The following is a 14507-nucleotide window of genomic DNA, read 5'->3' as shown; positions in this document are numbered from 1 at the left end:
CTTCGCCCCTTCCGCTGCGGGCGACGGGGGACCCGCTCGCCACGCCACCCGCTCCACCTTAGGCAGTTCCATGTATTTTCGGATGAGGGTCAACTTGCGCTTTTTATACGGATAGCCGCAGATCGCTCATGCAATTGGCCCTCATCCGAAGCACGGCAGCCTCTGCGGGATCGAAGCCCGGGTCGGCGAAGGTGTTGTCGCTGAGCTTGGATGACGTTCCCCCGGACGGCTGACTTCTGGAGTGGCCATCTCTCGTCGACGCATCAGGTCGCAGGTGTATCCGCCACCCCTTCGCCGGCCCGGGACCCTCACCCCAGCCCCGCCTCCCGCAGCACCTGGCCCGTGTACGACCGCGCGACCCGCGCCACCGCCGCCGGCGGCCCCTCCGCCACGATCTCGCCGCCCCGGTCCCCGCCCTCCGGGCCGAGGTCGATGATCCAGTCCGCGTTCTTGATCACGTCCAGATTGTGCTCGATCACCAGGACCGTGTTCCCCGCCTCGACCAGCCGGTTCAGCACGTCCAGCAGCCGCTGGATGTCCGCGAAGTGCAGCCCGGTCGTCGGCTCGTCCAGGATGTAGAGCGTCCGGCCCGTCGCGCGTTTGGACAGCTCCCGCGAGAGCTTCACCCGCTGCGCCTCCCCGCCCGAGAGCGTCGTCGCCGACTGGCCGAGCTTCACGTAGTGCAGGCCCACGTCGTGCAGCGTCTGGAGCTTGCTCTTGATGTGCGGGATGTGCTGGAAGAACTCCAGCGCCTCGTCCACCGTCATGTTCAGGACGTCGGCGATGCTCTTGTCCTTGTGCCGGATGTCCAACGTCTCGCGGTTGTAGCGCTGCCCCTTGCAGACCTCGCAGGTCACGTAGACGTCCGGCAGGAAGTGCATCTCGATCTTGATGAGCCCGTCGCCCTCGCAGGCCTCGCAGCGCCCGCCCTTCACGTTGAAACTGTAGCGCCCCGGCTTGTAGCCGCGCACCCGCGACTCGGGCAGGTTCGCGTAGAGGTCGCGGATGAACGTGAACAGGCCCGTGTAGGTGGCGGGGTTGGAGCGCGGCGTCCGGCCGATCGGCGACTGGTCGATGTCGATGACCTTGTCCAGCGCCTCGACGCCCTTCAGCTCCTTGCAGCCGTCGATGCGGGGCTTCTTCTCGTAGAGCAGTTGGGACAGCGAGTGGAACAGCACTTCCAGCACCAGCGTGCTCTTGCCCGAGCCGGACACGCCGGTCACGCAGGTGAAGAGCCCCAGCGGAATCTGCGCCGTGATCTGCTTGAGGTTGTGCTTGCGCGCGCCGACCACGGTCAGCATCCCCCTGGGCTTCCGCGCGCGCGTCGGGAGCGAGACGACCAGGTCGCCCCGCAGGTACCGGCCGGTCAGCGAGGCGGGATGGGCCATGATCTCCGCCGGCGTGCCCTGGGCGACGACCTCCCCGCCGTGCGCGCCCGCGCCCGGCCCCAGGTCCAGGATGTGGTCCGCGGCCGTCATCGTCTCCGCGTCGTGCTCGACGACGACCACCGTGTTCCCCATGTCCCGCAGCCGCAGCAGCGTCTGGAGGAGCCGCCGGTTGTCCCGCTGGTGCAGGCCGATGGACGGCTCATCCAGGATGTAGAGGACGCCCACCAGCCCTGAGCCGATCTGCGTCGCCAGCCGGATGCGCTGGCCCTCGCCGCCCGAGAGCGTCGAGGCCGCCCGGTCCAGCGTGAGGTAGTCCAGCCCGACGTTGACGAGGAACCCCAGCCGCTCGCGCACCTCCTTGAGGATCCGCTGCGCGATCAGCCGCTCCCGCTCCGTCAGCTCCAGCGCGGCGAAGAACTCCGCGGCGGCGCGCACGGAGAGCTGCGTCACCTCGGCGATGGACTGCCCCGCGATCTTCACCGCCAGGCTCTCCGGCCGCAGGCGCGCCCCCTTGCACGCCGGGCAGCGCTCCAGGAGCGTCAAGTCCTCCTCCTCGTCCATCGGGCAGCCGGACACGGCGTAGCCGATCCCGTCGCAGGCCTCGCAGGCCCCGTGCGGGCTGTTGAAGGAGAAGACGCGCGGGGTGATCTCCGGATAGCTCACGCCGCAGCGGATGCAGGCGAGCTTCTCGCTGTAGAGCCGCGTCGTCCCGTCGTCGGTCAGCACGCCGACGAGCCCGTCCGCCAGCTTGAGCGCGGTCTCGACCGACTCGGCCAGCCGCCGCGCGAGCGCCTCGCCGGGCTTCCTGACCAGCCGGTCCACGACGATCTCGATCGTGTGCTTCTTCTGCTTGTCGAGGCCGAGGTCCTCGCCGAGGTCCACCATCCGGCCGTCCACTCGGGCCCGGACGTAGCCGGCCCGCCGCATGTCGAGCAGCTCTTTGCGGTACTCGCCCTTCCGCCCGCGGACGATCGGGGCCAGCACCTGAAACCGCGCGCCCTCCGGCAGCGCCAGGATCGCGTCCACCATCTGTTGCACCGTCTGGGCCGCGATCTCCTCGCCGCAGCGGTGGCAGAAGGGCCGGCCGATGCGGGCGTACAGCAGACGCAGGTAGTCGTAGATCTCCGTGACGGTGCCGACCGTGGAGCGGGGGTTGTGGCTGGTGCTCTTCTGCTCGATGGAGATGGCCGGCGAGAGGCCCTCGATCGAGTCCACGTCCGGCTTGCCCATCTGTTCCAGGAACTGCCGGGCGTAGGCGCTCAGGGACTCCACGTACCGGCGCTGGCCCTCGGCGTAGATCGTGTCGAAGGCGAGGGAGGACTTGCCGGAGCCGCTCAGGCCGGTGATGACGACGAGCCGATCGCGCGGGATGGCGACGTCGAGGTTCTTGAGGTTGTGCTCGCGCGCGCCCTTGATGACGATCGAGCCGGACGACATGGCGCGGGATTATAGCACGGGGGCCGCGCGACGCCGGGGGCGGCGCGGTCAGGCCGGCGCCGCCCCCGGCGGGCGGAGCGGCAGGCGGATGTGGAAGGCCGTGCCGGCGCCCTCCCGGCTCTCGACCGTGATCGTGCCGCCGTGGGCGTCCACCGCGTCCTTGACGATCCTCGTGCCGAGCCCGGTGCCCCCCTCCTTGCGACTGATCGCCCGGCCGGAGAAGAGGCTGTCGCGGATCTCCGGCGGCATGCCCCGGCCCGTGTCGCGCACGGTCAGGCACAGGGGCCCCTCGGCGGATTCCAGCCGGCCTTCGATCGTCACCGAGCCGCCCGGCGACACTTCGGGGATGGCGTTGTTCACGATGTTGTAGAGGGCGTTGTAGAGCCGCTGCTCGTCGGCGACGATCTCCGGCAGGCGCTCCAGCCCGTCGAGGCGCACGGCAACCTCCCGCTGCCGCGCGAGCAGCCCGAGCGTCCGCACGACGCTGCCCGCGACCTCCGCCAGCCGACAGGGCGCGAACTGCGGCGGGCTGCTGATGCCCTTGACGCAGTCCGTCACCTCCTTCATCCGGTCGCGGATGCGCCGCACCGCGTCCCGCTGCGTGTCGAGCGCCTCCAGGCAGAGCCCGCGGCCGGACCGGGCCAGGTCCGCGTCGTGGGCGGCCAGGCGCTCGGCCAGGCGCTCGACCTCTTCCTGCAGGATCGTCGCGCTGAGCGAGAGGGGCAGGAGGAGGTTGCTCACGTCGTGGCCGATGTCCGCGAGGCGGTGGACGAGCTCGGCCAGCTTGGCCTCCTCGTACAGCCGCGCCTGCTCGATGGCGGTCGTCGCCAGCGCCGAGACGATGGTCAGCAGGTCCACGTCGGCCTCGTCGAGCGACCCGCGCCGCTTGTTCATGACCTCCAGGACCCCGATGGGCGGGCGGCCCCACTGCCGGAGGGGCAGCACGATCATGTCGCGGGTGCGGAAGCCGGTCAGCTTGTCGATGTCGGGATAGTGGCGCCGGTCCTTCTTGGCGTCGCCGATGATCTCGGGACGGCCGGAGAGGAAGACCGCCCCCGCCAGGCCCTTGTCCCAGGGAATGGCCAGGCCGCGGATGAGCTCGGCCTTTTCCCCCACGACGTGGCGGAACGCGAGCCGGCGGGCCTTCGGGTCGGCGAGCAGGATCGAGCCGGCCTCGGCCTCCACCACGTCGAGGGCGACGAGCAGGGCCTGCTCGATGAGCTTGTCGCTGTGGCGCTCGCGGGAGATGGCCTCGCAGATGCGGCGGACCGCCTCCAGCTCCCGCTCGCGCTGGAGCAGGCGCTCGTCCTCCCGGCGCCGCGGCTGCTGGCGCCGGTCCGGGTCCTGCGGCGGGATCATCGAGGGCGGCTGGCTCACGCGGGCGTCACCCCCATGCCCCGGTCGCGCCGCGCCCCGCTCGTGCCGATCGTCTTGCCGCCATCATTCCCCCTAGGGCAAGGTCCGTGCAGGCCGTCGTAGTATAGCAAGCCGCGCGGCGCGAGGATAGTCCGGCGGGGCGCCGGCCCGCGCCTGGCCGGACGATTCCGGCTTGACAGGGCTTCGAAGCGGGTGCTACCACCGACGCATGTTGCGGCTCGACGAGAAGCCCGCCCCAGCGGCGCCGGCCCGCGAGGTGTCCGTCTGGTCCGGCAAGGCGCGCGAGGACGCGGTGCAGGGCATGTTCACCGCGATCGCCCGCCGCTACGACCTGAACAACTCCCTGCTCAGCTTCGGGCTGCACCACCGCTGGAAGCGCCGCGCCGCCTCGCTGGTGCCGGCGGCCGACGACGGCCGCGCGCTCGACCTCGGCGCGGGCACGGGCGACCTGGCGATCCTGCTGGGGGCGCGCATGGGCGGCGGCGGGCGCGTCGCGGCGCTCGACCTGAACGCCGCCATGCTCCGCGAGGGCCGGCGCAAGATCGCACGCCGGGGCCTGGCCGGCCGGATCGGCTGCTTTCGGGGCAACGCGGAGCGCCTCGGCTTCCGCGACGGCAGCCTGGACGCGGTGACCGCCGGCTTCTGCATCCGGAACGTCGGCGACGTCCCGGCGGCCTTCGCGGAGATCCGCCGGGTGCTCAAGCCCGGCGGCCGGTTTGTCTGCCTGGAGTTCTCGCGGCCGGCGCCGGCCTGGCTCCGGGGGCTCTACGACTGGTACTCCTTCCGCCTGCTGCCCGCGATCGGCACGCTGGTCGCGCGCGACCGCACGGGGGTGTACGAGTACCTGCCGGCCTCGATCCGGACCTTTCCCGACCAGGAGGGCCTCTGCCGCCTCCTGCGCGAGGCCGGCTTCCGGGAGGTGACCTACCGCAACCTGAGCGGCGGCATCGTGGCGATCCACGTGGCCGTCAAATGAGCTGGGCCGGCATCAGTCTTCAGCCGTGTCGTCACCCAGACGGAAGGGGGTTGCCCCGGACATTTGACGATCCGGGGTCGCCGCCCCGGCGGAAGTGCCCTCCGGACATTATCCGGGACCGGGGCCCAGTCACGTCGCCCCGGCGGAAGCCGGGGCCCAGTCTGAATTCTGGACCCCGGCTTCGCCGGGATGACGGATTGCGGCTTGGAGCTTGCCGGGCCCGGCCTCGCGGAACGACGAGGCTGGCGACTGCGCACTGATAGCTTACCGATGAAGTCGATCCTCTACGTCTTCCTCCCGTGCAAGCAGGTGTACCCCCTCGGGATCACCTACCTGGCGGATTTCATCCACCGCCGGCATCCGGAGGTGCGGCAGCGCATCCTGGACCTCTCGCTCTATCCGCAGGCCGAGCGGCCGCGGGCCCTGCGGGACGCGGCGGCGGCCTTCGCGCCCGACCTCGTCTGCTTCTCCTGGCGGGACATCCAGATCTTCTCGCCCCACGAGGGCGACGCCTCGCTGGAGCACGCCTTCAACTTCTACTTCGCGAGCAACCCGCTCAAGCGCGTGGCGGCGTCCTTCCAGGGGCTCGCGCACCTCTACCGCTACTACCGCGACATCCGGGCGAACCTGTCCTATCCCTGGCTGATCCGGAAGGAGCGGCCCCGGGCGACCATCATGATCGGGGGCGGGGCCTTCACCGCCTTCGCCGACCAGCTCATCGAGAAGCTGCCCGAGGGCGTGATCGGCATCCTGGGCGAGGGGGAGGACGCGATCCTGAAGGTGGTCGAGGGCCGGCCGCTGGACGGCGAGCGGTTCATCGTCCGCGAGGGCGGCCGCGTCCACAAGGGCGAGCAGCGGGCCCCCGCCCTCCTCGACGCCCTGACCGTGGACCTGCCCTACCTGACGGAGATCTTCCCGCAGTACCGCGCCTACGTCGGCGAGAGCATCGGCGTGCAGACCAAGCGCGGCTGCCCCTACGACTGCGCCTTCTGCCTCTACCCCTACATCGAGGGCAAGCGCGTCCGCTACCGGCCGCCGGAGATGGTCGTGCGCGACCTCGCCCAGCACTACCGCCAGTGGGGCGCCCGCCGGTTCTGGTTCACCGACGCGCAGTTCATCACGGGGAAGGAGGCCTACCCCCAGTGCACGGAGATCCTGGAACGGATCATCCGCGAGGGCCTGGAGATCGAGTGGTCCGGCTACATCCGGACCTCGCTGATCACCCCGGAGCTGGCGCGGCTGATGGTCCGCTCCGGCGTGGGCGACCTGGAGGTGGCCATCACCTCCGGCTCGCAGGAGGTCCTGAACAACCTGCACATGGGGTTCAAGCTGGAGCGGCTCTACGACGGCTGCCGCTACCTGGCCGAGGCGGGGTTCCGGGGCAAGGTCATCCTGAACTACTCGCTGAATTCGCCCAAGGAGACCGAGGAGACGCTCCTGCAGAGCGTCGAGTCCTACAAGGCGGTCGCGTCGATCCTCGGGGAGGAGCGGGTGTTTCCCCTCATGTTCTTCCTGGGCATCCAGCCGAACACGGACCTGGAGCACCGCCTGCTGGAGGAGGGCTACCTGTCGGCCGGCTACAACCCCCTCATGCTCACGCCGACGAGCATCCGCAAGCTGCTCTATAACCCGGCCCCCCTCAACAAGCTGATCGCCAAGGCCTGCCTCGCCGCCTGGCACAAGAAACACGGCAGCCACGACCCCCGCGCCTGGTCCGGCTCCTTGAGCCGGCAGGCCCAGGACGGCGCCGCCTCCGCCGCCTATGCCGATGCCAACCTCATCAGGGGGATCGAGCAAAATTCCGGGCGCGACGCCCTGCTCACGCTGGAGGAAATCCTCCGGTCCCGCCGCCGTGAGGGCACGCCGACCGCGCCGTAACCCCTCGCGCGCAACCCGCTGAAAAACCGCCGTCGCCCGCGCGCGACGCGCGGTCGGACCACCCGACATCTTGCTTGCAATCGCGCGCAGGCCGGTGCTAAGATGCCTGGTCTTTTCAGCCCGGGACGCTCGCAAATCGTTTTAATTTCCTTACGGTTTTCCGAGTTCCTCGGGCCGCTCGCGGGTCCTGAAGGAGGCGTCTCCGATGTACAAGACGATCTATATCCCGGTCGACAACTCGGACCATTCCAACATGGCTGTTGACCTCGGGGTACGGCTGGCCAGGACGTTCGGGGCCAAGATCGTGGGCAGCCACGTCTACGCGGCCAAGATGCACGACAAGCGCTTCAAGCAGATGGAGGCGGGGCTGCCGGAGGAGTACCACGACGAGAAGGAGCTGGAGCGGCAGCGGCAGATCCACGACTCGCTGATCACCCGCGGCCTGCAGATCATCACGGATTCCTACCTGGACTACGTGGACAAGAAGTGCAGCGAGGCCAACCTGCCCCTGGAGCGCAAGTCCCTGGAGGGCCGCAACTGGAAGGTGCTCGTCGAGGACATCAACACCAGCGGCTACGACCTCGTCATCATGGGCGCCTTGGGCGTCGGCGCCGTCAAGGACAGCGTGATCGGCAGCAACACCGAGCGGGTGGTCCGCCGCGTGCGCACCTCCGACATGCTCGTCATCAAGCACACCCAGCCCTTCAACGGCGGCAAGATCGTCGTCGCCGTGGACGGCTCGCCCTATTCCTTCGGCGGCCTGATGACCGGGCTGGCCCTCGGCAAGGCGCTGGACAAGCCCGTGGAGGCCATCTCGGCCTTCGACCCCTACTTCCACTACGCGGCGTTCCACAGCATCTCCGGCGTCCTCAACGAGGAGGCCGGCAAGGTCTTCCGCTTCAAGGAGCAGGAGAAGCTGCACGAGGAGGTGATCGACAGCGGGCTGGCCAAGATCTACCAGTCCCACCTCGACATCTCGCGCGAGATCGCCCAGGCCGAGAAGACGGACATCAAGACCACCCTGCTCGACGGCAAGGCCTTCGAGAAGATCATCCAGTACGTCCGCAAGGAGAACCCCTGGCTCCTGATCGTCGGCCGCATCGGCGTGCACAGCGACGAGGACATGGACATCGGGAGCAACACCGAGAACCTGCTCCGCAGCGCCCCCTGCCACGTCCTGGTGTCCAACCGCAAGTACGTGCCGCCGATCGACACGCAGGCGGAGTACACCATCGCCTGGACGGAGGAGGCCCTCGCCCGCATGGAGCGCATCCCCGTCTTCGCACGCGGGGTGGCCAAGACGGCCATCCACCGCTACGCGATCGAGAAGGGCCACACGATCATCAGCAACTCGGTCGTGGACGCGGCGGTCGGGCACATCCTGCCCAAGGGCGCGATGGAGGCCATGAAGGCCCTCGGCGGCAGCCTGGACGCGGCCGGCATCGACCGGAACAAGATGCAGGCGGCCGACGAGGTCGCCAAGGACCTCATGGGCAACACGCTCAGCGGCATGGTGGCGGGGATCGTCGAGGAGAAGAAGCCGGCCCTGAGCGCGAGCAACCAGGCCTACCTCGACCGGATGAGCCAGACCTACTTCGTCTGCGAGGGGTGCGGCTACATCGGCAAGGGCGACACCCCGGTCAAGTGCCCGGTCTGCGGCGCGGAGGGTTCCCGGTTCCGCGAGGTGGACAAGAGCCTCTTCGAGGCGGCGGCCAAGGCCGAGGGCGGCGTCGAGACCGACGTGGCCTACGACGACATCCCCATGCAGTGGACCAAGGACGCCAAGGAGGCGATCCGGGCGGTGCCCGCGGGTTTCCAGCGGCGGCGCGCGAAAGCCAAGATCGAGAAGAGCGCGCGCAAGCTCGGCATGACCACGATCACCCTGGAGTTCGCCGGCCCGATGATCCGCGAGGCCGCCGCCGAGGACTACACCCCGATCTTCGCCAACAAGGGCGCCGGCGTCGCGCCCGAGGCCCAGGCCAAGCTGGCGGCGGTGGCCGCCGCGACGGGACCCGGCGGCGCGGAGGCGCCGCCCCCGGCCAAGGACGCCGGCTACGCCTGGACGCCCGAGGCCCGGCAGCGGCTCGACCGCGTGCCGGAGGGCTTCATGCGGGACTGCACGCGCGCCCTCATCCAGAAGCACGCGGACAAGCTCGGCACCACCACGATCACCATCGAGGTGGCGAACGCGGGCATCGCCGAGGCCAAGACCACGATGGAAGAGGCGATGAAATCCGGCAACCTCAAGGACATCGTCGCCCGCCTCACCGGCGCCGGCGCCTCCTGAGCGGGCGCTGAACGATGGGCAAATCCCTTCCGGTCTTCAACTTCGAGCACCTCGCCGGACGGTTCGGGCAGCTCGAGGGGCAGATCAAGCGGTTCATCGCCGCGCCGGGGTCCGCTCCCGCCGACGGCCGGACGGTGGACGACTTCAAGCCCTTCCTGATCGCGCTCAACCTCACCAAGCGCTGCAACCTCAAGTGCGACCACTGCTACCTGGACGCCACCACCAAGGCCGGCGGCGGGGCCGATGAGCTGACCACGGAGGAGTGCCTCCGGCTCATCGACCAGATCGCCGAGGTCAACAAGGGCTGCCTGCTCGTCATCACGGGCGGCGAGCCGCTCGTCCGCCCGGACATCCTCGACCTCGCCCGCCACGCGGTGCGGCTGGGCTTCATGGTCGTCTTCGGCACGAACGGCATGCTGATCAACGACCGGATGGCCACGGCGCTGGTCGAGATCGGCGTCATGGGCGTCGGCATCAGCATCGACTCGCTCGATCCCGAGAAGCACGACCGGTTCCGGGGGCTCCCGGGCGCCTGGCAGGGCGCCGTGGCGGGCATCGAGGCCTGCAAGCGCAACGGCCTGCAGTTCCAGGTCCACTTCAGCGCGCAACCGATGAACTACCGGGAGCTGCCCGCCGTCGTGACCTGGGCGCACGAGATGGGCGCCAGGGTGCTGAACGTCTTCTTCATGGTCTGCACCGGCCGCGGCGAGGAGCTGACCGACATCACCCCGGCCCAGTACGAGGAGGTCCTCGGCTATCTCGTCGAGTGCCAAGACCGGTACAAGGACATGCTCGTCCGGGCCCGCTGCGCACCCCACTTCAAGCGGCTCGCCTACGAGCGGGACCCCAACAGCCCGATCACCAAGGCCACGGGCTACATGGGCGGCGGCTGTCTGGCCGGCACCAACTACGCGCGGGTGACCCCGAACGGCGAGGTCACGCCCTGCCCCTACATGCCCCTGTCCGCGGGGAACATCCGGGAGAAGTCCTTCGTCGAGCTGTGGGAGCATTCCGACATCTTCGACTCGTTCCGCTATCCCCACCTCAAGGGCAAGTGCGGCGACTGCGAGTACAGCGAGATCTGCGGCGGCTGCCGCGCCCGCCCCTACGTGGACCACGGGGACTGGCTGGACGAGGACCAGTGGTGCCTCTACACGCCCAAGGGCGGCGAAAAGGTCCGCGTCGCCTTCAACACGGCGGAGGAGTACGCGGGCGAGTGGGACGAGGCGGCGCAGGCGAGGCTGTCGCGCATCCCCTACTTCCTCCGCGCCATGGTCAAGAAGGGCGTCGAGCGCCACGCGCGGGAGCAGGGCATCCCGGTGATCACGGTCGAGCTGATGGAAGAGCTGCGCAAGAAGCGCTTCGGCAACGACGCCCCCGTCTTCAAGTTCGAGCGATGAGCGCGCTGCAGGAACTCCTCACCGACGTCAATCAGCTCCTCCCGATCATCAACCACTGGCTGCACCTCCTCTCGGCCGTGGTCTGGATCGGCGGGTTGGCCTTCTTCGTCATGGCCGTGACCCCCGGCCTGCGGACCGCCGTACCGCGGGAGCTGGTCAAGCCGATCAGCGACACCTTCTACAAGTCCTTCAAGCGCGTCGTGGGCGTCCTGCTCGCGGTCATCCTGTTCACCGGCGGGGTCAACCTCCACTACGTCAGCCAGCTCATGCTCTCCCAGACCGGCCTGGGGATCTCGAACAACCCCAAGTACCTCACCATCTTCTTCATCAAGCTGGGGCTCGTCCTCGGCGTCGCGACGATCTACCTCTACACGGTCATCTTCCGGACCGAGGCGACCGGCCAGGAGACCGACGAGGAGCGCGAAGAACAGCTCCACGAGCCGATCCCCTTCCAGCGCGTCGCCCTCTGGATGGGCGTCCTCATCATTCTCTGCGCGGCCGCCCTCAAGCACCTCCACTCATAGCCCTCCTCCGCCTCCTCCCGCTTCGCCCCGTTCAATTCGGCGGGGCCATGAACGGGAATGCCGTCCGCCGCCGGGAGGGGGTAGGCTGCGGTCCGTCCATGGACGAGCTGCTGCCCCAGGACCGCTCGATCCTCGAGAAGGGCTTCATGGAGTTCCGGCCCTTCGGTCTGGACGAGGACGGGCGGAGCATCGTGGACGTGAGCGGCATCACGATCCGCGCCAACGTGGACTACCTGGAGGAGGTGGTCGCGGCCGGTCGCGGGCCGGAGGAGGCCGCCCGCGCCGTGGCCGAGCTCTGCCGGCTGCTCAACGAGCGGATCCGCGACCCGGCCTACCACGTCACGCCGGAGTTCCTCCGGAGCCCCTGGAACAGCTACGCCTACGAGTTCGCGGCCTTCCTGACCGAGTTCTGCCTGATGCTCTCCGGCGACCAGGATTTCGCCCTGCACGTCGGGCAGGAGAAGCGCATCACGCCGCAGGTGCGGACCTTGGGCCGGCCCTTCACCGTCCCGCAGATCTACCGCATGTTCCCCCACTTCGGCGAGAAGTTCGCGAAGGGGTCCATCCACTTCGGCGTCGGGCTCGTCACCGACCGCTCCGCCGTCCTCCGCATGAAGTTCGCCGACCACGTCTACGTCCAGTTCGGCCGCTACCGCAAGCGCTGCACCTCGCTGATCTGCCAATCGGCGAAGGGGGGGCTCATGGCGGTGCCCAAGCTGGTCCACGGCCTGGCCCCGGCCGCGGTCAGAGACCTCCGGTGCATCGCCGCGGGGGATGAATACTGCGAATGGGAGTTCACCTGGGCGCCGGAGCCCCGGCCGGGGTTGCTGGGACCGATGGCGGCGGGCCTCACCGGCGCGGCGGCCTTCGCCTACCTGCGCCTGCTCCATCCCCAGATCGCCCCCCTGGAAAGCCTCGTCGTCTCCCTCCTGCCGGCGGCCGCCGTGTGGCTCGCACACCGCTCGCGCCGGCTCCGGGGGGATGTCAGGAGCCGGGAAGCCCTCATCCGTGAGCAACTGGAGTCCGTGGAGGCCCGCCATGAGGAGCTGCGCCGGGCCTACCTGGAGCAGGGCCACGCGACGGTCCAATTGCGGCGCACGGTCAGCCGGCTCGCGACCCTGCACCGGACGGGGCTCATCTTCAACTCGACCCTGGACCGCGACACCCTCATCCGCTCCGTGCTGGAAACGCTGCTCCGCGAGCTGCGGTACGACCGCGCGATGCTCTCCTTCTCGGACCAAGCGGAGGGCGTCATCCGCGACGCCTGGATCATGGGCGTCCCCGCGGAGGTCGCGGCGCTCATCGGTCGGTTGCCGATCCGGATCGAGGACCCCGACGGCATCGAGCACCGCGTGCACGTCCAGGGCCGGCCGGTCCTGGTCGGCGACATCCGGGAGGAGCGGCTCCGCCTCCACCCCCTCCATCGCGAGCTGGCCGACGCCACGGACGCCCGCTCGATCATCTCGGTACCCCTGCTCGTCCGTGACCGGGTCATCGGGGCGCTCACCGTGGACCGCATCCAGCGGCACAGCCTGACCGCGGACGACCTCGAGCTGATGGCGACGGTCGCGGCCCAGGTCGCCGTCGCGCTCGACAAGACGGACGCCTACCGGCAGATCGAGGAGCTGAACGTGGGGTTGGAGGCCAAGGTCCGGGCGCGCACGGCCGACCTGGAATCGGCCAACCGGCGGCTCCAGGAGCTCGACCGGCTCAAGTCGGTCTTCGTGTCCATCGTCTCGCACGAGCTGCGGACGCCCATGACCTCGATCAAGGGGTACGTGGACAACCTGCTGGACGGCTTGGCCGGGCCCCTCGCCGAGAAGCAGGCCGCCTGCCTCGAGCGGGTGGCCCACAACGTCGGACGCCTCACCCGGCTGATCAACGACCTGCTGGATCTCTCCCGGATCGAAGCCGGCCAGGTCGAGCTCAGGCCCGCGCCCCTGTCCCTGGCCGACCTCGTGCACGAGGTGGTCGAAGGCCTGCTGCCGCTGGCGAGGGACAAGGGGCTGGCCATCGAAGCGCGCCCATGCCCCGGCCTGCCGCTCCTCCGTGGGGACCGGGACAAGCTGCACCAGGTCCTGACGAACCTCCTCCAGAACGCGGTCAAGTTCACGCCGCCCGGCGGGATGATCGCGGTGGACGCGCGCCTGGACAGCGGAGCGCTCCTGACCAGCGTGACGGACACGGGGTGCGGGATTGCGCCGGAGGAGGCCGAACGGATCTTCGAGAAGTTCTACCGGGGGAGCGGAGCGCCGGCCGAGGCTCGCGGGGCGGGGCTCGGCCTCGCCATCGCCCGGAGCTTGGTGGAGCTGCACGGCGGGCGCATCTGGGCGGAGCCCCTGCCCGCCGGGGGCAGCCGGTTCACCTTCGCCCTGCCCCTCGCGGGCGGGCCGGGAGGTCCGACAGACGGACGGCTCAGCGGGTTCGCCTGAAGACGGCGCGGAGCCCGAAGTAGGCGAAGGCGTCCTTCAGGTTCGAGTAGAGCCGCTTGAACGGCCCCATCTCCTGGCTCGTCACGTATTCCATCGTGAGCACCGCCCGCTCCTCGCCCTCGCCCAGCGGCGTCACCGCGTGCCAGAGCTTGTCCCCGTTGAAGATGACCAGGTCGCCCGGCGCGGTGATCAGCGACAGCTCCTTCGTCTCGCGGGAGGGGTCGTCCTTGTAGAGCTGGCAGACCAGGCGGCAGTGCGCCGAGCGGTCCACGAGCCCCATCAGGATCGTGTAGCGCGCGCCCCTGTAATAGGAGGTGTCGTAGTGGAACCCGATATGATCGCCCGGCTCCGTGTAGTAGTAAAGGGCGCAGGCGTGGGGATCGTCGTCCGGACAGAGCATGAGCGTCGTCCCGACGAGCCGCTCCAGGAAGCTCCGGAAGGCCGCCGAGCGGTAGAACTCCAGGAAGGGCCTCCCCTTCTCCCTCACGGTGAAGTAGCTGACGCTCCCGCCCTTCTTGTGTTTGGGGATGTAGTTGCGATTCAGCTCCGGCTTGAGCCGCTCGACGACGGGCACGAGCGCGGCCTCCACCGTCTCCCTCGGAAGAAACCGGGGCAGGACGATGAACTCGTTCTGCTCCCAATACTCCTTGCGGACCCGCTCAAAATCCAGGGCGGCGACGGCCTGCTCGACCGCCTCCCCGACGGATACTGCCGCGGCACTCACCATCTGTCCGTCCTTTCTCCGGCCCCCCGACAGGCCGCCTATCCTACCCGCGGCGGCCCGCCGCGTTCAACCATCCCGCCGGGG

9 protein-coding genes are annotated in these 14507 nt (G+C 69.4%); 6 read left to right on the top strand and 3 right to left on the bottom strand.

Going from position 1 to position 14507, the window contains the following annotated elements; all coding sequences use genetic code 11:
* Nucleotides 1–308: 308 nt before the first annotated feature.
* The gene (gene uvrA / locus AC1U7O_RS03105) at nt 309–2825 is read right to left on the bottom strand and encodes an excinuclease ABC subunit UvrA (protein WP_479893108.1); all 2517 of its coding nucleotides are present in this window, start codon (nt 2823–2825) and stop codon (nt 309–311) included.
* Between the two features lie 48 nt (nt 2826–2873).
* Nucleotides 2874–4202 carry a GAF domain-containing sensor histidine kinase gene (locus AC1U7O_RS03100; protein ID WP_479893107.1) on the bottom strand — a complete coding sequence of 443 codons (1329 nt, stop codon included), beginning with the start codon at nt 4200–4202 and terminating at the stop codon, nt 2874–2876.
* A gap of 208 nt (nt 4203–4410) precedes the next feature.
* Between AC1U7O_RS03100 and mpqE the strand changes: the two genes are divergently transcribed.
* From mpqE to AC1U7O_RS03070, 6 genes are all read left to right on the top strand, one after another.
* A complete protein-coding gene (gene mpqE, locus AC1U7O_RS03095) occupies nt 4411–5178 on the top strand; it encodes a methyl-plastoquinone biosynthesis methyltransferase MpqE (protein WP_479893106.1) in 768 nt (255 codons plus the stop codon).
* Nucleotides 5179–5448: 270 nt separating this feature from the next.
* The gene (locus AC1U7O_RS03090) at nt 5449–7056 is read left to right on the top strand and encodes a B12-binding domain-containing radical SAM protein (protein WP_479893105.1); all 1608 of its coding nucleotides are present in this window, start codon (nt 5449–5451) and stop codon (nt 7054–7056) included.
* Between the two features lie 205 nt (nt 7057–7261).
* Nucleotides 7262–9343 (top strand): universal stress protein, encoded by a 2082-nt coding sequence (locus tag AC1U7O_RS03085; protein ID WP_479893104.1) that lies wholly within the window; start codon nt 7262–7264, stop codon nt 9341–9343.
* 14 nt (nt 9344–9357) lie between these two features.
* A complete protein-coding gene (locus tag AC1U7O_RS03080; protein WP_479893103.1) occupies nt 9358–10743 on the top strand; it encodes a radical SAM protein in 1386 nt (461 codons plus the stop codon).
* Entirely contained in the window at nt 10740–11267 is a 528-nt protein-coding gene (locus tag AC1U7O_RS03075) for a hypothetical protein (RefSeq protein WP_479893102.1), read from the top strand. Before AC1U7O_RS03080 ends, AC1U7O_RS03075 begins: the two co-directional genes overlap by 4 nt.
* 98 nt (nt 11268–11365) lie before the next feature.
* A complete protein-coding gene (locus tag AC1U7O_RS03070; protein ID WP_479893101.1) occupies nt 11366–13699 on the top strand; it encodes a sensor histidine kinase in 2334 nt (777 codons plus the stop codon).
* Here AC1U7O_RS03070 and AC1U7O_RS03065 read toward each other — a convergent pair.
* Nucleotides 13683–14426 (bottom strand): 2OG-Fe(II) oxygenase family protein, encoded by a 744-nt coding sequence (locus tag AC1U7O_RS03065; protein WP_479893100.1) that lies wholly within the window; start codon nt 14424–14426, stop codon nt 13683–13685. The genes AC1U7O_RS03070 and AC1U7O_RS03065 overlap by 17 nt on opposite strands.
* Nucleotides 14427–14507 lie beyond the last annotated feature (81 nt).

It is taken from the genome of Candidatus Nitrospira neuquenensis (assembly GCF_979578155.1).
The sequence above is the reverse complement of the archived record's forward strand: the minus strand, read 5'-3'. Positions and strand labels throughout refer to the sequence as shown.

Excerpts from the sequence above, each read along its gene's own strand:
- uvrA (WP_479893108.1), bottom strand. The coding sequence starts at position 2,825 with ATGTCGTCCGGCTCGATCGTCATCAAGGGCGCGCGCGAGCACAACCTC.
- AC1U7O_RS03065 (WP_479893100.1), bottom strand. The coding sequence starts at position 14,426 with ATGGTGAGTGCCGCGGCAGTATCCGTCGGGGAGGCGGTCGAGCAGGCC.
- AC1U7O_RS03090 (WP_479893105.1), top strand. The coding sequence starts at position 5,449 with ATGAAGTCGATCCTCTACGTCTTCCTCCCGTGCAAGCAGGTGTACCCC.
- AC1U7O_RS03085 (WP_479893104.1), top strand. The coding sequence starts at position 7,262 with ATGTACAAGACGATCTATATCCCGGTCGACAACTCGGACCATTCCAAC.
- AC1U7O_RS03075 (WP_479893102.1), top strand. The coding sequence starts at position 10,740 with ATGAGCGCGCTGCAGGAACTCCTCACCGACGTCAATCAGCTCCTCCCG.
- mpqE (WP_479893106.1), top strand. The coding sequence starts at position 4,411 with ATGTTGCGGCTCGACGAGAAGCCCGCCCCAGCGGCGCCGGCCCGCGAG.
- AC1U7O_RS03070 (WP_479893101.1), top strand. The coding sequence starts at position 11,366 with ATGGACGAGCTGCTGCCCCAGGACCGCTCGATCCTCGAGAAGGGCTTC.
- AC1U7O_RS03080 (WP_479893103.1), top strand. The coding sequence starts at position 9,358 with ATGGGCAAATCCCTTCCGGTCTTCAACTTCGAGCACCTCGCCGGACGG.